This is a genomic window from Streptosporangium sp. LJ11 (assembly GCF_051918945.1).
In the GTDB taxonomy this organism is placed as follows: Bacteria; Actinomycetota; Actinomycetes; order Streptosporangiales; family Streptosporangiaceae; genus Streptosporangium.
The window spans coordinates 396,774-418,772 of sequence record NZ_JBPXMB010000002.1 but is presented as its reverse complement, the minus strand read 5'-3'; the positions used below and the strand labels follow the sequence as shown (position 1 = coordinate 418,772).

At 68.4% G+C, this 21,999-nt stretch carries 18 protein-coding genes and 1 tRNA gene; 5 read left to right on the top strand and 14 right to left on the bottom strand.

Features of this window, described 5'->3' with window-relative positions; all coding sequences use genetic code 11:
- Positions 1 to 87 precede the first annotated feature (87 nt).
- Positions 88 to 3,147 (top strand): BTAD domain-containing putative transcriptional regulator, encoded by a 3,060-nt coding sequence (locus ACTOQ3_RS04275; RefSeq protein WP_440082081.1) that lies wholly within the window; start codon positions 88 to 90, stop codon positions 3,145 to 3,147.
- A 27-nt stretch (positions 3,148 to 3,174) separates the two neighbouring features.
- Here the strand turns inward: ACTOQ3_RS04275 and coaE are convergent, their stop codons facing one another.
- The 5 genes from coaE to polA form a co-directional block, all read right to left on the bottom strand.
- The gene (gene coaE / locus ACTOQ3_RS04270) at positions 3,175 to 3,774 is read right to left on the bottom strand and encodes a dephospho-CoA kinase (RefSeq protein ID WP_440082080.1); all 600 of its coding nucleotides are present in this window, start codon (positions 3,772 to 3,774) and stop codon (positions 3,175 to 3,177) included.
- A gap of 179 nt (positions 3,775 to 3,953) precedes the next feature.
- A complete protein-coding gene (locus ACTOQ3_RS04265) occupies positions 3,954 to 4,409 on the bottom strand; it encodes a GNAT family N-acetyltransferase (RefSeq protein ID WP_362676138.1) in 456 nt (151 codons plus the stop codon).
- A 232-nt stretch (positions 4,410 to 4,641) separates the two neighbouring features.
- On the bottom strand, positions 4,642 to 6,144 hold the full coding sequence (gene rpsA / locus ACTOQ3_RS04260; RefSeq protein ID WP_344750198.1) for a 30S ribosomal protein S1: 1,503 nt from the start codon (positions 6,142 to 6,144) through the stop codon (positions 4,642 to 4,644).
- A 218-nt stretch (positions 6,145 to 6,362) separates the two neighbouring features.
- Positions 6,363 to 7,430: a polysaccharide deacetylase family protein gene (locus ACTOQ3_RS04255; protein ID WP_440082079.1), complete on the bottom strand. Its 1,068-nt coding sequence runs from the start codon at positions 7,428 to 7,430 to the stop codon at positions 6,363 to 6,365.
- A gap of 182 nt (positions 7,431 to 7,612) precedes the next feature.
- A complete protein-coding gene (gene polA, locus ACTOQ3_RS04250) occupies positions 7,613 to 10,348 on the bottom strand; it encodes a DNA polymerase I (RefSeq protein ID WP_440082078.1) in 2,736 nt (911 codons plus the stop codon).
- Positions 10,349 to 10,494: 146 nt separating this feature from the next.
- Between polA and ACTOQ3_RS04245 the strand changes: the two genes are divergently transcribed.
- On the top strand, positions 10,495 to 10,839 hold the full coding sequence (locus tag ACTOQ3_RS04245; RefSeq protein ID WP_440082183.1) for a PaaI family thioesterase: 345 nt from the start codon (positions 10,495 to 10,497) through the stop codon (positions 10,837 to 10,839).
- A gap of 371 nt (positions 10,840 to 11,210) precedes the next feature.
- Here ACTOQ3_RS04245 and ACTOQ3_RS04240 read toward each other — a convergent pair whose 3' ends face one another.
- From ACTOQ3_RS04240 to ACTOQ3_RS04230, 3 genes are read right to left on the bottom strand one after another with little or no spacing between them, the layout of a single operon-like run.
- Complete coding sequence (locus tag ACTOQ3_RS04240; protein WP_440082182.1) at positions 11,211 to 12,008, bottom strand: amino acid ABC transporter ATP-binding protein; 798 nt, start codon at positions 12,006 to 12,008, stop codon at positions 11,211 to 11,213.
- Positions 12,009 to 12,010: 2 nt separating this feature from the next.
- Positions 12,011 to 12,859 carry an amino acid ABC transporter permease gene (locus tag ACTOQ3_RS04235; protein ID WP_440082077.1) on the bottom strand — a complete coding sequence of 283 codons (849 nt, stop codon included), beginning with the start codon at positions 12,857 to 12,859 and terminating at the stop codon, positions 12,011 to 12,013.
- Positions 12,860 to 12,862: 3 nt separating this feature from the next.
- Positions 12,863 to 13,726, bottom strand: a complete 864-nt coding sequence (locus tag ACTOQ3_RS04230) for an ABC transporter substrate-binding protein (protein ID WP_440082076.1) — start codon at positions 13,724 to 13,726, stop codon at positions 12,863 to 12,865.
- Positions 13,727 to 13,967: 241 nt separating this feature from the next.
- Between ACTOQ3_RS04230 and ACTOQ3_RS04225 the strand changes: the two genes are divergently transcribed.
- Positions 13,968 to 14,528 (top strand): DUF4352 domain-containing protein, encoded by a 561-nt coding sequence (locus ACTOQ3_RS04225; RefSeq protein WP_440082075.1) that lies wholly within the window; start codon positions 13,968 to 13,970, stop codon positions 14,526 to 14,528.
- A 203-nt stretch (positions 14,529 to 14,731) separates the two neighbouring features.
- Here the strand turns inward: ACTOQ3_RS04225 and ACTOQ3_RS04220 are convergent, their stop codons facing one another.
- The 6 genes from ACTOQ3_RS04220 to ACTOQ3_RS04195 all read right to left on the bottom strand — a co-directional run bounded on the left by ACTOQ3_RS04220 (position 14,732) and on the right by ACTOQ3_RS04195 (position 20,791).
- Positions 14,732 to 15,550: an ABC transporter ATP-binding protein gene (locus ACTOQ3_RS04220; protein ID WP_440082074.1), complete on the bottom strand. Its 819-nt coding sequence runs from the start codon at positions 15,548 to 15,550 to the stop codon at positions 14,732 to 14,734.
- On the bottom strand, positions 15,540 to 16,388 hold the full coding sequence (locus ACTOQ3_RS04215) for an ABC transporter ATP-binding protein (RefSeq protein ID WP_440082073.1): 849 nt from the start codon (positions 16,386 to 16,388) through the stop codon (positions 15,540 to 15,542). Before ACTOQ3_RS04215 ends, ACTOQ3_RS04220 begins: the two co-directional genes overlap by 11 nt.
- Complete coding sequence (locus tag ACTOQ3_RS04210; protein ID WP_440082072.1) at positions 16,385 to 17,554, bottom strand: branched-chain amino acid ABC transporter permease; 1,170 nt, start codon at positions 17,552 to 17,554, stop codon at positions 16,385 to 16,387. The genes ACTOQ3_RS04215 and ACTOQ3_RS04210 overlap by 4 nt, the downstream gene beginning before the upstream one ends.
- On the bottom strand, positions 17,551 to 18,519 hold the full coding sequence (locus ACTOQ3_RS04205; protein WP_440082071.1) for a branched-chain amino acid ABC transporter permease: 969 nt from the start codon (positions 18,517 to 18,519) through the stop codon (positions 17,551 to 17,553). Before ACTOQ3_RS04205 ends, ACTOQ3_RS04210 begins: the two co-directional genes overlap by 4 nt.
- A 160-nt stretch (positions 18,520 to 18,679) precedes the next feature.
- A complete protein-coding gene (locus ACTOQ3_RS04200; RefSeq protein WP_440082181.1) occupies positions 18,680 to 19,834 on the bottom strand; it encodes a branched-chain amino acid ABC transporter substrate-binding protein in 1,155 nt (384 codons plus the stop codon).
- Positions 19,835 to 20,188: 354 nt separating this feature from the next.
- On the bottom strand, positions 20,189 to 20,791 hold the full coding sequence (locus ACTOQ3_RS04195) for an ANTAR domain-containing response regulator (RefSeq protein ID WP_440064950.1): 603 nt from the start codon (positions 20,789 to 20,791) through the stop codon (positions 20,189 to 20,191).
- A gap of 113 nt (positions 20,792 to 20,904) precedes the next feature.
- Between ACTOQ3_RS04195 and ACTOQ3_RS04190 the strand changes: the two genes are divergently transcribed.
- Positions 20,905 to 20,981: transfer RNA gene (locus ACTOQ3_RS04190), tRNA-Leu, on the top strand.
- Positions 20,982 to 21,336: 355 nt separating this feature from the next.
- Positions 21,337 to 21,939: a GNAT family N-acetyltransferase gene (locus ACTOQ3_RS04185; protein ID WP_440082070.1), complete on the top strand. Its 603-nt coding sequence runs from the start codon at positions 21,337 to 21,339 to the stop codon at positions 21,937 to 21,939.
- Positions 21,940 to 21,999 lie beyond the last annotated feature (60 nt).

The window sequence follows — 21,999 nt, the reverse complement described above, 5'->3', positions numbered from 1 at the left end:
TTCGCGTATTCACGGGAACGAGTGGCGTATGAGGCAGTTCGGGACAGGAAAAGCGCGCCGGCCGAACGCGCACCGCCTCGCCTGGCGATGAACGAGAAGAAATCCGGAACACGGCTTCGCGTCCTCGGCCCGGTCGACATATGGCGTGACGAGCGCTCGATCAGCGTCCTGGGCCCCAAGCAGCGGACACTTCTCGCCCTTCTCGTCGTGCGGGCGAATCGGGTGGTCCCCCACGACCGGCTGCTGACGGCCCTGTGGGCGGGGAAGCCTCCGGCGACCAGCAGGCGACTGCTCCACAACTACCTGTGGTCCGTACGGCGCCTGCTCGACGACGCGAACACGCTGGTGGGCACGCCTACCGGCTACTCCCTGCGGTTGCGTCCCGGTGACTCCGACCTTGACGTCTTCCTTTCCGAGACGGCGACGGGCCGCTCCGCCATGGCCGCGGGAGATGCCGCGAAAGCCTCCGAGCGACTCGGCGCGGCGCTGGCACTGTGGCGCGGTCCCGCGCTGGACGGCACACAACCCGATTTCCAGGCCGTCGAAGGGGCGGCACTCGAAGAATTACGCGTCGCCGCGCTTCTCGATCGCATTGAAGCGGACCTCGTTCTGGGCCGCCACGCGGAGTTGCTCGGGGAATTGCGCCTGCTGGTGGCGGAACACCCCCTGAACGAGGGTTTTCACGGCCAGTTGATGCGCGCGTTTCACCGAATCGGCCGTACGGCGGAGGCGCTGGAGGTATTCAGGGCCGCCCGGCGGCACTTCCGAGAGGAACTCGGGCTGGACCCGGGAGAGGAACTCGTCCGGCTGCACCAGTCGATTCTCGCGGGAGAGCCCGCTGCCGGAGACATTCCGGCAGAACGCGCTCTCACCTCACCGCCCGCGACCGTGCCCAGGCAGTTACCGGCCGACATCGCTCGCTTCACCGGCCGCGAGGAGAGCCTGCGCCGCCTCGATCTCCTGCTGTCCGCGGATCCGGGCGGCGCGTCGGCCGTGGTGATCACCGCCATCACCGGTACTCCCGGGATCGGCAAGACCGCGCTCGCCACCCGGTGGGGACACCGCGTGGCGGACCGGTTTCCCGACGGGCAGCTGTACGTGAACCTCCACGGTTACTCACAGGGGCAACCGGTCACAGGCGCGCAGGCGCTCTACCAGTTCCTCAGAGGGCTCGGGGTCGCCACGGACGAGATTCCCCACGAGGCCGACGAGCGGGCGTCGATGTACCGGTCGATCCTGGCCGGCAGGCGAATGCTCGTGGTGCTCGACAACGCGGCGAAAGCGGAGCAAGTGCGTCCCCTGCTGCCCGGCTCGTCGCTGTGCAAGGTGGTCATCACCAGCCGGGACTCCCTCAGGGGACTCTCGGTGACACACGACGTCCACACCCTCACTCTCGACCTGCTCTCGCCCGGCGAGGCGAGGACGCTGCTCGGCGCCGTCCTGGGCGAGGATCGGATCCGCGACGAGGACGAGGCCGTGCTCGAACTCGTTCGCCTCTGCGGTCACCTCCCGCTCGCGCTGCGACTGGCGGCCGCGCACCTGAGCAGCCGGCCCACGCTGTCCGTCGCCGGCTTCGTGACCAGGCTTCTCCGGGAGAACCGGCTGACGGCGCTGGACATCGAGGAGGACCCGCACATAGGCGTACGGGCCGCCTTCGAGACGTCCTACGGGAGCCTTCCCGAGCCCGCCCGGCGGACCTTCAGGCTGCTGGGCCTTCATCCCGGCCCGGACATCGGCGTCGACGAGGTCGTCGCCCTGGCTCGCTCGTCCGTCGACGACGTCCGCGCGGCCCTCGACACGCTCATCGGCGCCCATCTCGTCCAGCACGGCACCGGTGGGCGTTTCGTCATGCACGACCTGGTGAGCCTGTTCGCCCGCGAGCGCGCCGAGTCCGACGACAGCGAACCGGCTCGCCGTGGCGCGCTGGTCCAGCTGTTCGACTGGTATCTGCACGCGGCCAGGGCGGCCATGGAGCACGTGAACACCGACTACAGCGGGATCACGCTCGTCTCCGAGCCCCCCTCGCACGGGATTCCGGTCTTCGACGATCATGATTCCGCCACGGAATGGCTCGACGCGGAGTATCCGGCACTCATGTCGGCCGTCAACCACGCCGCCGAACACGAGTGGTTCGGCTACGCGTGGCAGATCGCCTACACCTTGGATTACTTCTTCTACCTCAGGGACCGCGTCGACGACTGGGTGACGGTCCACCAGACCGCCCTCTCGGCCGTGCGCCAGACCGGTGACCGGCATGGGGAAGGGCGGGTCCTGAACGCGCTGGGCGCGGCGAACATGTTCTCCGGGAAAATCGACAGGTGTCTTGAGTACCAGCGGCAGGCCCTGGACCTCAGCCGGGCGGTCGGGGACCGGAAGGAGGAGGCCTACGCCCTGGGCCGACTCGGATACAGCCTGCTCTGGGCGGGGGACTTCCGTCAGGCGATACGGAACTGCGTGAAGGCGATCGAACTGTTCAACCGGTTCGATGACGAGCACGGCGAGGCGACGGTGATCTTCGCCCTGGGGATCGCCTATCTCAGAATGGGTCGTTCGCTGGACGCTCTCCGTTGCGTCGACCGCTGTCTGGCTTTCGAGCGCAAGGCGGGCAACCGCAACGACGAGGCCTACACACTCAATGTCCTGGGTGACGTCCACGAGAGTCTGGGAGATCTGACAACCGCCCTCGACCTGTATCAACAGTCAATCCAGCTGAACAGGAGCGTGGGCAACCATCGACTCGAGGTGAACTCCGTCAACGGCATCGGAAGAATACGCCGGTGGCAGAAACGCCATGCCGAGGCTCTCGAACACCACCGGGACGCCCTCACCCGCATAAGGGAGATGAAAGACCAGTACGCCGAATGCGAGATCCTGATGGACCTGGGGACGACCCTGCTGGCAACCGGAGATGGGCGGGCCGCGGCCGAGAACCAGCAGGCCGCCCTGGACATAGCCCTCACCGTCAAGAACCCGTATTTACTCGGTCTGGCCCACAGCAACCTCGCCCATGCGCTGCAAGCGCTCGGCAGGACCGATGAGGCCATGTCCCATTGGAAAACCGCCTTCGAGATCCTTTCCCCCATGGGAGTTCCCGAGGCGGGGGAGATCGCCGGACGGATGCGCGAAACGGCGGCCCGCGCGACGTGATCGCCACGGCGTGATCCGCCGTCCCGCTCAGACGCCGGCGCGGGCCGTCAGGTCGGCCCAGATGTCGTCCATCCGGGCCTCCAGCTCCTCCAGGGTCCCCTCGTTCGGGACGACGATGTCGGCGATCTCCAGCCGCTCCTCGCGGGTCGCCTGGGCGGCGAGCCTGGCCCTGGCATCCTGCTCGCTCATGCCGCGCAGTTCGATCAGCCGGGCGAGACGCACCTCGTCGGAGGCGTCGACGACGATCACCACCTCGTACATGGGGGCGAGCTTGTTCTCCGCCAGCAGCGGCACGTCGTAGATCACAATGCTGCCGGGAGGCGCCTGCTCCTGCAGCTCGCCGACCCTCGCGCCGACGAGGGGGTGGACGATGGCGTTGAGGGAGGCGAGTTTCTCGGAGTCGGCGAAGACGATCGAGCCGAGTTTCTCCCGGTCGAGCGAACCGTCCTCGTGCAGGACACCCGTGCCGAAGACGCCGGTCACGCGCGCCAGCCCGGGGGTTCCCGGCTCGACCACCTCTCTGGCGATCTTGTCGGCGTCGATGACCACGGCGCCACGGGCGCCCAGCCGACGGGAGACCTCGCTCTTGCCCGACCCGATGCCGCCGGTAAGCCCCACCTTCAACATGATCCGCAGCATACGCCGTACGGGCCGTGCTCCGGGGCGGTCGGCGCCGGGCTCGCCAGGCGGCGCATTCCGGCAGGCCGGTAGAAGCCGCCCCCGCGGCGCCGGAGGCCACGCTGCCGCCCCTCGGGCCGCGGCCTTCACTCGGCACCGGACGACGTGCGGGAACGCGCCTGAGGCTCCTACAGCTCCCTGCGCAGGTGCACCAGGGTGAGATGGTCGCTCATCGGCTCCCTGCGGGTCTCGCGATAACCGTGACGGCGGTAGAGGCGCAGGTTGCCCTCCGACAGGTGGCCGGTGAACAGGTCGAAGGCGAGTGCCGTGGCGGCCTCGTCGTGCAGGGCCGCCAGCAGGGATCCGCCGATGCCCTCGCCCTGCCGGTCGGGGGCGACCACCAGGCGGCCGACCAGGCAGGTCGTGCCGGACATCCGGCCGCGGACCGACCCCACGATCCTCGCCCCGTCGCGGGCGACGAGCACGGTGGCCGTCTCGACGGCCTTTCTGACCTGGGCGGCCGACTCCACGAGCGGCGGGATGAACGGGTCACCGTAGAGCTGGGCCTCGCCCACGTAGGCGGCGCGCTGCACGGTCAGGATCTCGCCCGCGTCCTCGGGCTCCGCCACCTCGATCACGATCACTGCGTCACCCTAGCGGCCGGGCGGGTGGCCGGGGCGGGTGGTCCCACCGGGAGCCGTCTTGGAGGTCCCGCGGATTCCATCCCGGAAACCGTCTCAGAGGTCCCGGGAACTCCGCGGATTCCGGGCCCGGAGTCCATGGAGGAGTGCCCCGGGAACGCGGAAAGGGCCCCGCCGGAGCGGGGCCCTTCCGTCAATCTTCTACCGCGTTGTCAGCTCGGCGCCGTCGGCACCGTCAGTTCTGGCCGCCCGCGAGCTTCTCGCGCAGAGCCGCGAGAGCCTCGTCGGAGGCCAGCGCGCCCGCCGCCGGAGCGGAGGAGCCGCTGCTGCTGGAGGCGCCGGTGGAACCCGAGGACGGGGTCTCGCCGGAGTAGGACGTGGGGGCAGCCTCGCCCGCCTCGGCCTCGGCCTTGCGGGCCTCCTCGACCTGCTTCTTGTGAGCCTCGAAGCGGGTCTGAGCCTCGGCGTACTGCCGCTCCCACTCCTCGCGCTGCTTGTCGAAGCCTTCGAGCCACTCGCCGGTCTCGGAGTCGAAACCCTCGGGGTAGATGTAGTTGCCCGAGTCGTCGTAGGTCGCCGCCATGCCGTACAGCGTGGGGTCGAACTCGACGTCGGCGCCGATCGCACCCTCGTTCGCCTGCTTGAGCGACAGCGAGATCCGGCGGCGCTCGAGGTCGATGTCGATGATCTTCACGAAGATCTCGTCGCCGACCTGAACGACCTGCTCGGGGATCTCGACGTGGCGCTCGGCCAGCTCGGAGATGTGGACCAGGCCCTCGATGCCCTCCTCGACGCGGACGAACGCACCGAACGGCACCAGCTTGGTGACGCGGCCCGGGACGACCTGACCGATCTGGTGGGTGCGGGCGAACTGCTGCCAGGGGTCTTCCTGCGTCGCCTTGAGCGACAGGGAGACGCGCTCGCGCTCCATGTCGACGTCGAGCACCTCGACGGTGACCTCCTGGCCGACCTCGACGACCTCGGAGGGGTGGTCGATGTGCTTCCAGGAGAGCTCGGAGACGTGGACCAGACCGTCGACGCCGCCGAGGTCGACGAACGCACCGAAGTTGACGATCGAGGAGACGACGCCCTTGCGGACCTGACCCTTCTGCAGGGTGTTGAGGAACGTCTGGCGAACCTCGGACTGGGTCTGCTCGAGCCAGGCGCGGCGGGACAGAACCACGTTGTTGCGGTTCTTGTCGAGCTCGATGATCTTCGCTTCGAGCTCGCGGCCCACGTACGGCTGGAGGTCGCGGACGCGCCGCATCTCGACCAGGGACGCCGGCAGGAAGCCGCGCAGGCCGATGTCGAGGATGAGTCCACCCTTGACGACCTCGATGACCGTGCCGGTGACGATGCCGTCCTCGTCCTTGATCTTCTCGATCGTGCCCCAGGCCCGCTCGTACTGAGCGCGCTTCTTGGACAGGATCAGGCGGCCTTCCTTGTCCTCCTTCTGGAGGACGAGGGCCTCGACGTGCTCGCCAACCTCGACGACATCCGCCGGGTCGACATCGTGCTTGATCGAGAGCTCGCGCGAGGGGATGACACCCTCGGTCTTGTAGCCGATGTCGAGCAAAACTTCGTCTCGATCGACCTTGACGACGGTGCCCTCGACGATGTCGCCGTCGTTGAAGTACTTGATGGTCAGGTCGATCGCTGCGAGGAACTCTTCCTCAGAGCCGATGTCGTTGACCGCTACCTGCGGGGTGCTCGAGGTGGCCTCAGTGCTGCTCGTCATGTGTGGAGTTGCTCCGAACGCGGACAGATGTCGATGTGGCGAACGCGCGGCAGGCCTCTTACCGTCAGCCGAAGAATTCATCGGCGTGATCGAGCGCGAGCCCACTCCGTCCGAGACGCGCGCGAGCCCACAACGCAGCGATCAGCATATGAGACCAGACGGGTATGGTCAATCCAACGACTCTACGCGCCCGCGTGCCGAAAGGATAACGATCTCGCTCAATAGGCGTTGATCTTCTGCCTCCGGTCCGCCCTGATGTTACCTCGAAGCCCGCGAGGGATGGAGATCCGATCGGGATCGCCGTCAGCCGTATAGCGCTCACGGGGATGCTTGTCCAGCCATCCGAGCCAGTACTCGGAGCACCACTTGCGGCACTCCCCCTTCCTGCCGTTGCTCTGGATCCGCTGGATCGCGCGCCAGTCGTAGTCCTCGACGAACGGCGAGACCGACGGCTCGGCGCCGGCCAGGAAGACGCCCTTGAACCGGTAGGACACTCCGTGCCATTTTCCCGTCTGCACGGTAGATCTTTTGCGGGGCATCGCGCCGAACGGCAGCGCCATCGTCTCGGAGGGAGGAACGCCGAGTCCTTTCAGCAGCCGTTCGACCCTGGCCACCTGCTCGACGACCTTCTTCTTGGACAGGCGCGGCAGGTGGGGGTGGCCCCAGGTGTGGTTGGCCACCTCGAAGCCCCGCGAGGCCAGCCACCGCACGGCCCGCTCCTGGTCCTTCCGCTCGCGCAGGCCGAACGGGTCCCGGTTGACCCAGAAGGTGGCGACGGGCCGGAATCCGGGATGCTTCACCGCCACCTGGTAGATGATGCCGACCGCGGTGTCCTTGGCCGGGGCCCCGTTCGCGTCGAGGGCGAAGTGGCTGGGGTGGCCGTCGTCGAAGGTCAGCACGACCGGGTGCCTGCCCGCCGGGATGTCCATCCTCCCGGTGGCGAACTCCCGCGCGGTGACCGGCACGTAACCGCCCTTGGCGAGCCGCTCCAGCTCCTTGCGCAGCTGGGCGGGGGTGCGGTCGATGGAGGCCAGCCTCTTGCGGGTGATCCGGTGGTACATCAGGATCGGGACCGCTCCGGCCTCGTTGGCCTTCACCTGCCGGGCGAACTCCTCCGACGCCGTGATCGGCGGCGGCAGCTCGGCCGAGGGCAGGTCGGGTGCCGGCGAGGGCGGTTGTGACGACGCCGGGCTGCTCGCCGCCGTGCCCGGCCGGGCGGCGCCGGGTGGCGGGGAGGACGGCGGGAGCACCAGGAGCACCACCACCGCCACTACGACGACCAGCACGTTGGCCAGTAAAATGATCTTCGTCAGGGGGATTGGACTCCGCACAGAACTCCCGTGCCCGTCGAGCTTCTCGGCTTGGATCACCAGCCTAGAACAGACTCGGACAGGCCCGGCCAATCAGCGAAGTCCGGCATCCCGGAACCGGTCGCAGCCCTCCCGGGAACCCCTCCCGGAGGGGATCGTCAGTGCCCGGCGTCCTCCCAGGTGCGGCCGACGCCCACCGAGACGGCCAGCGGGACGCGCAGGGAGTACGCGGCGTTCATCCGGTCGGTGACCAGCTCCCGCAGGGTCTCCAGCTCGCCGGGCGCCACCTCGAACACGAGCTCGTCGTGGACCTGCAGCAGCATCCGGGAGCCGAGCGACGCCTCCTTCAGCGCGCTCTGCACGTTGAGCATGGCGACCTTGATGATGTCGGCCGCGGACCCCTGGATGGGCGCGTTGAGCGCCATCCGCTCGGCGATCTCGCGGCGCTGGCGGTTGTCGCTGTTGAGGTCGGGCAGGTAGCGGCGGCGGCCGAGGATGGTCTCGGTGTAGCCGTCGTTCCTGGCCTGCGCGACGATCGCGTTGAGGAAGTCGCGGACGCCGCCGAACTCCTCGAAGTACTCCTCCTTGAGCGCCCGCGCCTCGGAGACCGCGATGTTGAGCTGCTCCGACAGCCCGAAGTCGGACAGCCCGTAGGCGAGGCCGTAGTTCATCGCCTTGATCTTGGCCCGCATCTCCCCGGTGACCTTCTCCGGCTCGACGTCGAAGACCCGGGCCGCGGTGGCCATGTGGAAGTCGTGCCCGGACTCGAAGGAGGCGATGAGCGCCTCGTCCCCGGACAGGTGGGCCATGACGCGCAGCTCGATCTGGCTGTAGTCGGCGGTCAGCAGGGTCTCGAAGCCCTTGCCGACCACGAAGCCCTGCCGGATGCGGCGGCCCTCGGCGGTGCGGATCGGGATGTTCTGCAGGTTGGGCTTCTCCGAGCTGAGCCGCCCGGTGACCGCCACGATCTGGTTGAACGTGGTGTGGATGCGGCCGTCGTCGGCGATCTCCTTGATCAGGCCTTCGACCGTGACCTTCAGCTTGGCCTGGTCGCGGTGGCGCAACATGATCGTCGGCAGCTCGTGCTCGGTCTGGGCGGCGAGCCAGGCCAGCGCGGAGGCGTCGGTGGTGTAGCCCGTCTTGGTCTTCTTCGTCTTGGGCAGGTTGAGCTTGACGAACAGGATCTCCTGGAGCTGCTTGGGCGAGCCCAGGTTGAACTGCTCGCCGCCCACGGAGGCGTGCGCCGCCTCGACGGCCTGCTTCACCGCGGCGCCGAACTCGGCCTCCAGGGCGCCGAGGTGCTCCCGGTCGGCGGCGATGCCGGCCCGCTCCAGCTCGGCCAGCACGGTGACGAGCGGCAGCTCCACGTCGCGCATGAGGTGGATGCCGCCCAGCGGCTCCAGGAACGCCTCCAGCGCGTCGGCGAGCTCGCCGACCGCCAGCGCCCGCAGGGCGAGGTCGCGGGCGCCGTCGTCGTCCTGGTCGTCGAAGAGGCTGGCCTGGCCGCCGTTGTCGGCCTCGCTGCGCAGCTCGCGCCGCAGGTAGACCCGCACGAGGTCCTCCAGCGGGAACGAGCGCTGCCCCGGCATCGCCAGGTAGGCGGCGAGCGCGGTGTCGCAGGTGAGGCCGCGCAGCTCCATGCCCTGCGCCCACAGCGCGAGCATCGGGCCCTTGGCGTCGTGCACGGCCTTGGGCTTCGAGGCGTCGGCCAGCCACTCGCGCAGGGCCGCCTCGTCGGCCTCGGTGAGCGTGGTCGGGTCGACGAACGCGGCGCCGGGCCCGCCCTTCGCCGCCCGCCCCGCCTCCGCGCCGGCTCCCGCCCCGGCCGCCGCGATGGCGATGCTGTCGACGCGGCCGGTGCCGCTGCCGTACGCGCCCTTGAAGGCGAGGCCCGCGCGGCCCTCGGGCAGCGCGCGCAGCCAGGGGCCCACCTCGTCGGGGCCCAGGGTGACGACCTCGACCTCGAAGCCCTCCTCCGCCTCCGCCTCGGCCGAGCCGATCGTCTTGAACAGCCGGTCGCGGATCTCGCCGCGGAACTCCAGCGTGTCGAGGATCTTGTTGATCTCCTCGCGGTCGGCGGCGCCGATCTGCAGGGCGGCGACCTCGCGCTCCAGCGGCACGTCGCGGATCAGCTGGGTCAGCCGCCGGTTCATCAGCACCTGGTCGAGGTGGTCGCGGAGCTTGTCGCCGACCTTGCCCTTGACCTCGTCGACCCGGTTGACCAGCTCCTCCAGCGAGCCGAACTCGCGGATCCACTTGGCGGCGGTCTTCTCGCCCACGCCGGGGATGTTCTTCAGGTTGTCGCTGGAGTCGCCGCGGATGGCCGCGAAGTCGGGATACTGGGCCGGGGTGAGCTCGTACTTCTCCAGCACGGCCTCGGGGGTGAACCGGGTCATGTTGCTGATGCCGACCCGGGTCATCAGCACGGTGACCCGCTCGTCGACGAGCTGCAGCGCGTCGCGGTCGCCGGTGACGACCAGCACGTTCATGTCCTGCTCGGCGGCGCGGGTGGCGAGGGTGGCTATCAGGTCGTCGGCCTCGTATCCGGCCAGCGACAGGTGCGGCACGCGCAACGCGTCGAGCACCTCGTGGATCAGGCTCATCTGGCTGCGGAAACTGTCGGGGCTCGCGCTCCGGTTCGCCTTGTAGTCGGCGTACTCCTCGTGGCGGAACGTCGGCTCGGAGCGGTCGAAGCAGACCGCCACGTGGGTCGGCCGCTCGTCGCGGAGCACGTTGACCAGCATCGAGGTGAACCCGTAGACCGCGTTGGTCGTCTGCCCCGTGGTGGTGGAGAAATTCTCCTCCGGCAGGGCATAGAACGCCCGATAGGCCAATGAATGCCCATCCAGCAGCAGGAGACACGGACGAGTGGGGGTCGCTTCGCTCTTCGGCACACCGAAAGCCTAGTCTCCTGGTGCGACAGAAAACCTGGCCCCGTACGACAGGAGACGCCCCCTTGACCGTGACAGACCGCGAAGAAGCCGCCCGGCGCATCGAAGAGGCGCTCGGCACATCGCACAGGAACACGCTGGCGGACCGGATGGGCATCGAGATCACCGAGGCCACCGCCGAACGGGTGGTCGGCACGATGCCGGTCGAGGGCAACATCCAGCCGTACGGCCTGCTGCACGGCGGCGCCTCGTGCGTGCTGGCGGAGAGCCTGGGCTCGACGGGCGCGGCGATCCACGCGGGCCCCGGGCGGATCGCCATGGGCGTCGAGATCAACGCCACCCACCACCGCTCGGCCACGTCCGGGCTGGTCACCGGGGTGGCCACCCGGATCCACGGCGGCCGTACGCTCGCCACCTACGACATCGAGATCGTCGACGAGCAGGGCCGCCGGGTGTGCACCTCGCGCCTGACGTGCATGCTGCGCGACGCCTGAGCACCCCTGATCACGTCCGCCGATCGTCTGATCACATCTCGTCCTCGATCATATTCGGACCGCCTTTTTGCCCACCTGAAGCAACGAGTCCGCTACGGTGGGTGACGGCGATGCCCGCGGGGAGGCCGAGTAGAAAACGTACGGGGTCGGGGAAGCTCCGTATGGCGCCAAAGGTCTCCCCCGGGCTCGCCACGCTTCGCCGGGCCCGCGAACCCGCGGGCCGGCCGGGATCCGTTCCCGCCCCTCGCCGTTCCACCGGCCTTTCCCCTGCCGTCCCCCACGCGGATCCTCGCGGCACACGTACCCCGGCACGCGCACCCCGGCACGCGTACGGCCCGCGCCGGGCGGGCGCGGGCCGTACGCGGCGAGACTCAGATGTCGGTGTGCGTCGGGTCGAGCACGCGGCGCAGGAAGGTCTTGGTGCGCTCGTGCTGCGGAGCGCTGATCACCTGCTCCGGGGTGCCGTCCTCCACGATCACACCGCCGTCCATGAACACGACCCGGTCGGCCACGTCGCGGGCGAACGCCATCTCGTGGGTGACCACGAGCATGGTCATCCCCTCCTCGGCGAGCTTGCGCATGACCGTGAGCACGTCTCCGACGAGCTCGGGGTCGAGCGCCGAGGTGGGCTCGTCGAAGAGCATCAGCCCCGGGCTCATGGCCAGTGCCCTGGCGATGGCCACGCGCTGCTGCTGCCCGCCGGAGAGCTGGGCGGGGAAGGCGTCGCACTTCTCCCCGATGCCGACCTTGTCCAGGTTCTCCCTGGCGATCCGCTCGGCCTCCGCCTTGCCCCGCTTCAGCACCCGGCGCTGCGAGATCATCACGTTCTGCAGGACGGTCATGTGCGGGAACAGGTTGAACTGCTGGAAGACCATGCCGACACCGCGGCGGGCGGCGTCGATGTCGACGTCGCGGTGGGTCAGCTCCACGCCGTTGACGACGACCTTGCCCGACGTGGGCTGCTCCAGCAGGTTCACGCAGCGCAGCAGCGTGGACTTGCCCGACCCCGAGGGGCCGATGACGCAGACCACCTGGCCGGGGTCGACGGCGAAGTCGATGCCCCGCAGGACCTCGTTCTTCCCGAAGTACTTGTGCAGGTCACGGATCTCGACCGCGTGGGTCGCCTGGGCGTCCGGGGACGCCGGATTCGCTGGATTCGCTGGATTCACTGTCACCGTCCCCTCGCCTGGCGCTTCTCCAGCCGGGACGCGAGGTAACCCAGCGGGATGGTGACCAGTAGATACGTCACGCCTACGACCAGGATGGGCGTGGCGTTGGCATAGGTCGAGGCCATGTCGTTGCCGAACTTGGTGAGCTCGACGTAGTCACCGGAGACGCCGAGGAACAGCACCAGCGAGGAGTCCTTGAGAAGGGACACGAACTGGTTGGTCGTCGGCGGGATGACGATGCGCACGGCCTGCGGGATGACGATGGTGACCATGGCCCGCGAGTACGACATGCCCAGCGAGCGCGCCGCCTCCATCTGCCCCTTGGGCACCGCCTGGAGCCCGGCGCGGAGCGTCTCGGCCATGTAGGCCGAGCCGACGATCGTCAGGCCCAGGATGCCCTGGCCGTACGTGCCGCCGGGCACCTCGAAGCCGGTGATGGCCAGCGGCAGGAACAGGATGAGCAGGAAGATCAGCAGGGCGGGCAGGCCACGGAAGATCTCGATGTAGGCGACCGCGATCCACCGGTAGGGCCGCACCGACGACAGCCGCATCAGCGCGAACAGCAGGCCGAGCAGGAAGGCGAAGACGAAACCGCCGACCGAGTAGATGATCGTGTTCTTCAGCGCGATCGTGAACAGGTCGGGAAGCGTCTGTTCCGCGACGTCGAGCTTGGTGAAGTTCTCCCCGAGCTTGCCCCACTCGATGCGCAGGACGAGGAAGACGACCACGGCCACCAGAACGGCGTACTGGACGCCCCTGCTGATCTGCTGCCTCTTGCGGGGACTGAGCCCGCTCCCGCCGGGGGCGCCCCCGGCGGGAGTGGGCTCGGTCGTCGTTGGCTGGTCGGTCATCGATTAACCGAGCTCCCCGGGCTTCTTGCCGAACCACTTGACGAAGATCTGCTCGTAGGTGCCGTCGGACTTGGCCTCGGCGATCGAGTCGTTGATCGCCTTGAGCAGGACCGGGTCGGAGCCCTTCTTCAGGCCGATGCCGTACTGCTCGCCGGTGTCGAGGCTGGCGACCAGCTCGAACTTGTCGGCGATCTCGGGCTTCTTCAGCCAGGTCAGGACGACCGGGAGGTCCTGGACGATCACGTCGGCCTGGCCGGACTGCAGGCCCAGCAGCTCCTTGGAGGAGTCGGCGAACTCCTTCGGGTCGAGGCCCTTCTCCTTGACGTAGTCGAGGCCCGTGGTGGAGGCCTGGGCGCCGAGCTTGAGGCCCTTCGCCTTCACGTCGTCGAGGGTCTTGACGCCGGTGCCCTTCTTGGCCAGCAGAGCCTGCGTGGCGTCGAAGTAGGGCTCGGAGAAGTCGATGTTGGCCTTGCGCTCCTCGGTGATCGTCATGCCGGCGGCGGCGACGTCACACTTGTTGGTGGCCATCGCCGCGCCGCTCTTGATGACGGCGAAGTCGATGTCGACGATCTCCTGCGTCAGGCCGAGCTTCTTGGCGGCCAAGTCGACGATGTCGACGTCGAAACCGACGACCTTGTCGCCCTCCTTGAACTGGAAGGGCTCGTACGGGAGGTTGGTGCAGGTGGTCAGCTTGCCGGGGGTGACGAGCTTGGGGCCGCCCGCGGCCGCGGGGGCGCTTGCCGAGGCACCATCGCTCGGGCTGGCGGAGGTGGACTCGCCACCGCCGCAGGCCGAAAGGCCGAGCGCACCGGCGACGACCATGGCGCCCACCGCCATCGCACGACGGGAAACAAAACTCAGGCCCACGAAGGCCTCCTTACGGTCAATGTCGCTTCTTGTATGGATACCTCAGTGCAGGTCATGCTTCATCACCTGCATAATCATGCAGATCACCAGTACGACACAATTCGGACAACAACCGCGTCCGGAGTTTTCTGTTCAATACCCTGCCGCCACGCGGATCCGGGCGCCGGCACTTGCCGGATCGACGACCCCCGTCGGGAGGAGCCGTTGAACTTCAGGATCTACCTCGGTTACGTTGCCGGATGTGCGTGACCCCCTGATCCTGCTCACCGGTGCCGCCCTCGCCGCCGCCCTCCTGTCCGGCTGCGCCGGAGCGGAGCCGGACGCTCCCGCCTCTCCCCCGGTCACGCCCACCCCGACCTACGAGCTCCCGCCGCGCCCGGTACGGCCGGGCGAGAGCCCCGTCAGGTCCGCGCCGGTCGCCGACGGCGACACCCGGTTCCAGGTGATCGGCCTGCAGAAGGGCCTGAGCGGCTTCTTCGGCAGCCACGCCGAGTGGCAGGCCAAGGGGCAGTACGTGGTCGTGCGGATCCTGGTGGAGAACCCCGGCCGCACCAACGCCCGTTTCGACGCCAAACGCCAGAAACTCATCGCCTCCGACGGCAGCACGTACGCGATCGACAAGTTCGCGCAGGCCATCAAGCGGCAGCCCGACGAGCTCCCGCTCGGCGCCCAGGTCAGGGTCGAGCTGGACCTCTGGTACGACATCCCCAAGGAGGCGGAGGTCTCCGCGATCCGGCTGTTCGGCGACCCGCCCCTCGGCGTGACCGGCGGCACCGAAGGCGTGCAGGTGCCTCTGCCCTGAGCCGCTTTCGCCCCGGGTGCCGCTCGGGGCGGCCCGGGACGACACTGAGACCTGTGACGCCGGCGGGAGATCCCGCATCGGCGTGGACGGGCCCGCCGCACGAGCGCGCGACGGGCCCGTCACCTGCCGTCGGGCCGGCGAAGGCCCTGCGGAGACCCCGTAGAGACCCCATGGGATCCCCGCGGAGGCGGGGAATCACCGGGTCAGGGCAGCTCTTCCGGTTTCGTGGAGCCCTGCTTCTCCGGCGGAGTGGCGGCGGGAGGCGGGGCCGCCGGAGCGGGCGCGGCCTGCGCCGCCTCCGCCTCCAGGTCGAGCTCCGCGCCGCCGCCCAGGTAGGCGGCCTGCACGGCGGGGTCGTTGAGCAGCTCGTCCGCGGGCGCGCTCTTGACCACCTTCCCGGTCTCCAGGACGTAGGCGCGGTGGGCCAGCTTGAGCGCCTGCTGGGCGTTCTGCTCCACCAGCAGCACCGTGGTGCCGCGGCGGTTGATCTCCTCGATGATCTCGAAGATCTGCTGCACCAGCAGCGGCGCCAGGCCCATCGACGGCTCGTCCAGCAGCAGCACCTTGGGCTTGGCCATCAGCGCGCGGCCGATGGCGAGCATCTGCTGCTCGCCGCCGGACATCGTGCCGCCCATCTGGGTCCTGCGCTCCGCCAGGCGGGGGAACAGCTCGTAGACCTCGGCCAGGTCGGCGCTGAAGTCACCCGAGCGGGTGTACGCCCCCATGAGCAGGTTGTCGTGCACCGTCATGCCGGGGAACACGCCCCGGCCCTCGGGCGCCTGCCCCAGGCCCGCGAGGACCCGCTTGTGGCCGGGCATCTTGCTGATGTCCTTGCCGTCGAAGGTGATGCTCCCCGACGACAGGCCGCGCAGGCCCGAGATCGTCTTCAGGGTCGTGGTCTTGCCCGCCCCGTTCGCCCCGATGAGCGTGACGATCTCGCCCTCGTTCACCTCGACCGAGATGCCCTTGAGCGCCTCGATCTTGCCGTAGTGGACACGGATGTCCTTGACCTCAAGAAGCATCGGCGGGAGCTCCCAAATACGCCTCGATGACCCGGGGGTCGGTCCGCACCTCGTCCGGCAGGCCATCGGCGATCTTCTGGCCGAAGTCCAGCACCGCGATGCGGTCACTGATGCCCATGATGAGGCTCATGTCGTGCTCGATGATCAGAATCGTCCGGCCCGCGTCGCGGATGTCCCGGATCAGCTGCTGCAGCGCCACCTTCTCCGCCGGGTTCATACCGGCGGCGGGCTCGTCCAGCAGCAGCAGCTTCGGGTTGGTCGCCAGCGCGCGGGCGATCTCCAGACGGCGCTGGTCACCGTAGGGCAGGTTCTTGGCGTGCTCGTTGGCGCGGTGCGCGATGCCGACGAAGTCGAGCAGCTCCATCGCGAGCCTGCGCCCGTCCTTCTCGGCCCGGCGGTGCCAGGGAAGCCCCAGCGCCACGCTGACCATGCCCGATTTGTGGTGCGCGTCCGCGCCCACCATGACGTTCTCGATGGCCGTCATGTTGTGGAACAGCCGGATGTTCTGGAACGTGCGGGCGATGCCCCGCTTGGTGATCTTGAAGCGTTTGACGCCGCTGATCTTCTCGTCCAGGAAGCGGACCTCGCCCTCGGTCGGCTGGTAGACGCCGGTCACCACGTTGAAGACCGTGGTCTTTCCGGCGCCGTTCGGGCCGATGAGAGCGAAGATCTCTCCCTCGTTGATGGTCAGGTTGACCTCGCGCAGTGCCGTGACACCGCCGAACCGCATGACGAGGTTCTTCAGCTCCAGCATGACGCGGCCGCCGCGCTCCGCCTGGACCGCCTTGGGGTTCGTACCGGCCGGGGTCACCTCGGCCGGGTTCACTTCGGCGCTCACTTGGAAGCCACCTCCTCACCGTGCGACTCGGGCCCGGGAACCTCGGCTCCGAGCGTACCCATCCCGCCTGACCCCTCTTTCAGCTCCGCCTTGCGTTGACGCGATGGCAGCAGACCCTCCGGACGGAAGATCATCAGCGCCACGAGCACCGCGCCGAAGATCAGCATGCGGTACTCCTGCAGGCCCCGGAACCGCTCGGGCAGCCACGCCACCACGAAGGCGCCGAGCATGACACCCGGCAGGTTGCCCGCGCCGCCCATGACCACCGCGGCCAGGATCGTCGCCGACAGCAGGAACTGGAAGTCGTTCGGGTTGATCGAGATGGCCTTCGCCGCCCACAGCACGCCCATCGCGCCACCGATGGAGGCGCCGATGGCGAAGGCGAGCATCTTGAAGCGGAACGTCGGCACGCCCATGACCTCGGCCGCGTCCTCGTCCTCGCGGATCGCCGCCCAGGCGCGCCCGACCCGGCTCTTCTCCCAGCGCTTCACCAGGATGATCACAATGACGGCCAGCGCGACCAGCAGGTAGTAGTAGGGTCGCGGATCCAGCACGCCGTACTTGAACGGATCGACCCCGAACACGTTGGGGATGCTGATCCCGAACAGGTGCAGGTCCTCGTAGCTCGGCGGGTGCGGGATGCCGCGGATGCCGTTCGGGCCGCCGATCTCGTCGGTGTTGCGGGCGGTGATGCGGATGATCTCACCGAAGCCCAGCGTGACGATGGCCAGATAGTCACCGCGCAACCGCAGCGTCGGAGCGCCCAGCGTGATGCCCGACAGGGCGCAGATCCCGATGCCGACCAGCAGGATGAGCCAGAAGTTCCAGCCCAGCCGGGTGCCGATCAGCGCCATCGCGTAGCCGCCGACCGCGTAGAACGCGACGAAGCCCAGGTCGAGCAGGCCGGCCTGGCCGACCACCACGTTCAGGCCGATCGCCAGGACGACGTACGTCCCGATCGGGAAGAACAGGATGCTCGCCCAGTCGGTGTAGGGCGACATGAAGGGGGCGAGGCTCTCCGACGGCAACAGCAGCGCCGCGACGATCAGGACCACATAGAGGATCCAGCGCTGCCAGCCCGGAGTGGTCTGCCAGCGATCGTGCATGACGTCACCGAAGCGGCCGAGGCCGTTGCGGAAGCCTGCCAGGGGATTCTTCTGGTTCATGCGCGCGCCTGCTGGAGTGATTCACCGAGGATGCCGGTGGGGCGGAACATCAGGACCAAGACGAGGATGGTGAAGGAGATCACGTGCTTCCAGTCGGAGCCGAAGAAGATGGCTCCGTAGTTCTCCACCAGCCCGAGCGTGATTCCGCCGACCAGGGCGCCGCGCAGGTTACCGATGCCACCCAGGACCGCCGCGGTGAACGCCTTGATACCGAAGAGGAATCCGATGTAGTAGTTCGTGTTCTCGTACGAGATCAGGTAGAGCGCTCCCGCCACACCGGCCATGCTGCCGCCGATGAGGAAGGTCATCCGGACGATCCTGTTGATGTCGACGCCCATCAGGACGGCCGCCTCGGGGTTCTGCGCGGTGGCGCGGATACCCCGGCCGATCTTCGTCCGGTTCACCAGGGCGTCCAGCGCGATCATCATGCCGATCGCGGCGACGATGACGAAGATCTGGTCGACCCGGACCGAATGGCCGAAGATCGAGAAAAGCTCGGTCCGCTCCATGATGCGGGGCAGACCCATCTGGATCCTGCCCTGCTCGGGACGGTTGAAGACGTTCGGGATCACCAGGAGCGCGAACAGCTCCTGCAGGAAGATCGAGGCGCCGATCGCCGAGATCAGCGCCGCCAGCCGGGACGCGCCGCGCTGGCGCAGCGGCCGGTAGGCGATTCGCTCCAGCGCCACCGCGGTGCCCGCCGAGGCGAGCATGCCGGCCAGGATCATCGCCAGGATGAGGCCGACCAGCGCGATGCCCGTGAGGGGCGAGTTGATGCCGAACACGAACGGTACGAACATCGCACCGAAGGTGCCGATCATGAAAACTTCGGAATGCGCAAAGTTGATCAGCCGCAGCACGCCGTACACCATGGTGTAACCGAGCGCGATCAGGGCGTAGATCGAGCCGAAGGCCAGGCCGTCGATCGTCGCCGGCCAGAACTGATTGATGAAGTCATTGAGCACTAGGGATTACCACTTCTAGCGGGGGTCGCCTGCACGTCCGGGTAGCACACCGCCTCCAGCAGAACCTCGTGGACTCTCTGGAAGTACGCGAGGAGCGGGAACGCATTCGCGGCGTTCCCGCTCCCCGCGCGTCGACTACCTAATCTCCTTCAGCGCCGGACTAACCCAGCTTGGCCTCGGTGGCCTTGCCCAGGAGGCCGATCGCGCCATCCTTGACCTGGTAGATGTAGATGTCCTTCGCCGCGACCTCACCGTTGGCCTCGAACTTGACCTGCTTCGAGACACCCGCGAGGTCCACCGTGGCGATGAACTCGTTGATCTTGTCAGGGGTGGTGTTGCCCGCCTTGATGGCGTCGACGAAGACCGTCGCGGCGTCGTAGCCCTCGGCCGCGTAGATGGCCGGGTCGGCGCTGTAGGCGGCCTTGTAGGCGTCGGCGAAGGCCTTCACCTTGGCGTCGGTGACGTCCGGGGTGGCGATGTAGCAGGGGCAGCCGACCAGGGCGCCCTCGGCGTTCTCGGCACCGGCGCCGTCGATCAGGCCCTTGTCCAGCGAACCGTCGCCGGACAGGAACTTCGCGGTCACGCCCTTGTCACGGAGCTGCTTGAGCAGGTTGCCGCCCGCGGCGTAGTAACCGCCGAAGAAGATCGCTTCGGGCTTGGCCGCCGCGACCTTGTTCACCACGGAGGAGAAGTCGCTCTCGGCCGGGTCGAGCGAGTCGGTCTCCGGCTTCACGCCCTTGGCCTCGAGCGCGGCCTTGACCGCGTCGGACAGCGGCTTGCCGTACTCGGACTTGTCGTCGATGACGAAGACCTTCTTCGCGCCGACGCCGGTCGCGATGAAGTCACCGATGCCGGGGCCCTGGATGCTGTCGCTGGGCAGCACGCGGTGCCAGTACTTCCAGCCGTTCGTCGCCAGTGCGGCGTTGGTGGCGGAGGCCGAGATGCTCGGCAGCTTCGCCTCCTCCAGCACCGGCGCCACCTGGGCGGACTCACCGGAGAAAGCGGGGCCGATCATACCGACGATCTTGTCGGTCTTGATGGCCTGCTGGGCCAGGGCGACCGCCTTGGACGGGTCCGCCTGGCTGTCGTACTCGACAAGCTCGATCTTCACGGCCGGGTTGGTCTTGTTGTACTCGTCGATGACGAGCTTCGCACCGTTCCGGGGGGGAATGACGATACCGGCGTTGGCTCCGGTCAGGTCTCCCATGAAGCCAAGCTTGACGGTGCTGGGGGCGGCAGCACTGGAGCCGTCCTCAGCCGGCGTGGCCTCCGTGCCACCGCTGCTGCAGGCAGCGAGACCGAGGGTGAGCGCCACACCGGCGGCAAGCACTCCACCGAGGCGTGCAGTCTTAGGCCGCAAGGTTGCCTTCCTTTCGCCCGGTCCCTCGTCGAGACCGAGTTCACAGATGCCCTTCCCTGGCGGGTGGCCAGGGGTTGTGTCGGTTAGTACAACTAGCGGATGTCACGGGTCGATACAGGACGGCCCACCGTTGCCGCTTCGTTATAACACCGATCCTTTTCGGCTATCAGATGCAAAAGCCGTGGTCACTGGCAACCTTACGGTCTCCACGGGGATCGATCCGACCGCCTGGAGGGCCGCGCCGCACCCTGGAACGCGCCCTGCGGGCGCCTGGCGGGCGCGACCCCCCAAAGGGGACGAAAGCCCCGATCAGGCCTCCGGGGTCTCCACCTCGGGCTCCGCCCCGTCCGCCACCACGATCTGCGCCACCTGCCGCATGCTCAGCCGGCGGTCCATCGAGGCCTTCTGGATCCACCGGAACGCCTGCGGCTCACTCCACCCGTGCCGCTCCATCAGCAGGCCCTTGGCCCGCTCCACCAGCTTGCGCGTCTCCAGCCGCTCCGAGAGCGTCCCGACCTCCCGCTCCAGCGCGGCGATCTCCTCGTGCCTGCTGACCGCCATCTCGATCGCCGGGACCAGGTCCGACTTCGTGAACGGCTTCACCAGGTACGCCATCGCGCCGGCGTCCCTCGCCCGCTCGACCAGATCGCGCTGCGAGAAGGCCGTGAGGATGAGACACGGCGCGATCCGCTGCGACACGATCTGCTCGGCCGCCGAGATCCCGTCCAGGATGGGCATCTTCACGTCCAGGATCACCAGATCCGGCCGCTGCTCCATCGCCAGCTTGACCGCGGACTCCCCGTCCCCGGCCTCCGCGACGACCGCATACCCCTCCTCCTCCAGCATCTCCTTGAGGTCGAGGCGGATCAGTGCCTCGTCTTCCGCGATCACCACTCGCCGCTGCGTACTCACGAGCAAGAGAGTACCGACGTCCGCTAGATTGGGACCACGCCGGTGCCCGAGAGTGATCTACTTCTAGGTAAGCTCTTAGCTGGCGCGCAAGATCCGGACAAATAACGAAAAATGCCCCGATAGACCAATCGGCAGAGTCGATGGACTCAAAATCCATTCAGTGTGGGTTCGAATCCCACTCGGGGCACCACCGTCCGATTCGGCCGATCCGGAACCGGCTGGCCCGGACATCTCCCGCACGGCACGTGGCGGCCGGAGAACCGTCGCCGGCGCCTGGCATCGCGGCCCCGCGCACTCCCGCGAAACCGTCGACCGTGCTCTCCGTCCCTCGACGATCGCTGCTCGACGGTCACTGCTCGGCGCCCGGCCTCGTGGACCGACGGTGGCCGGACCTTGCGGTGCCCCCGCGCGAGCGGTCCGGGAACGGCGCACCGGCGACGTCCGACATCGGACACGAATGACGGCTCCGCGGGCGGAGTAGGTTGCTCGGAAGCGGCGTGAAGCGACGTGAAGCGGTGTGAAGCGGTGTGACGGAAGGTGGCGGCGTGGGAGCTGCGGGGGACGGCCGGACGGAGCGGGGCGATCTCGGTGTCGGGCGGGTGTGCCTTCCCGAGCGGGTGAGGCTGAGCGGGCACGGGGTGGTGCTGCGCGAATGGGAGGACGGCGACCTGGCGGCCATGGTGGAGCTGTTCGACGACCCCGAGGTGGCCTACTGGACGCCGCTGGCCTCGCCGTTCGACCCGGAGGCGGCGCGGGCCTACCTGGAGCGGGCCCGGCGGCGGCGGGCGGCCGGGGAGCGGGTTCAGCTGGCGATCACCGTGGACGGGGGCGAGCCGGCGGGCGAGGTGCTGCTGATGCTGAGCGGGCTGGGCCTGGACGTCGCGGAGATCGGTTACGGCCTGGGGGCCGCCTACCGGGGACGGGGGCTGGCGTCGGGGGCGGTGCGGGTGATGACGGAGTTCGCCCGCAAGACGGTGGGGGTGTCCCGGCTGCTGCTGGAGATCGAGGCCGGCAACGCGGCGAGCGTGGCGGTGGCCCGCGCGGCGGGATACCGCCTGACGGACGCGCCGCCCGTCCCCTCCGAGGAGAAGGGCCGGTCGCTGGTGTTGCGGACGTGGGAGTACGAGGAGGCCGATCCTCGCGGGTAATCGGGTTGTGTTGTTGATCTCGACTCGGTCAGACAGATATGTATGAATGTCATTAATCCT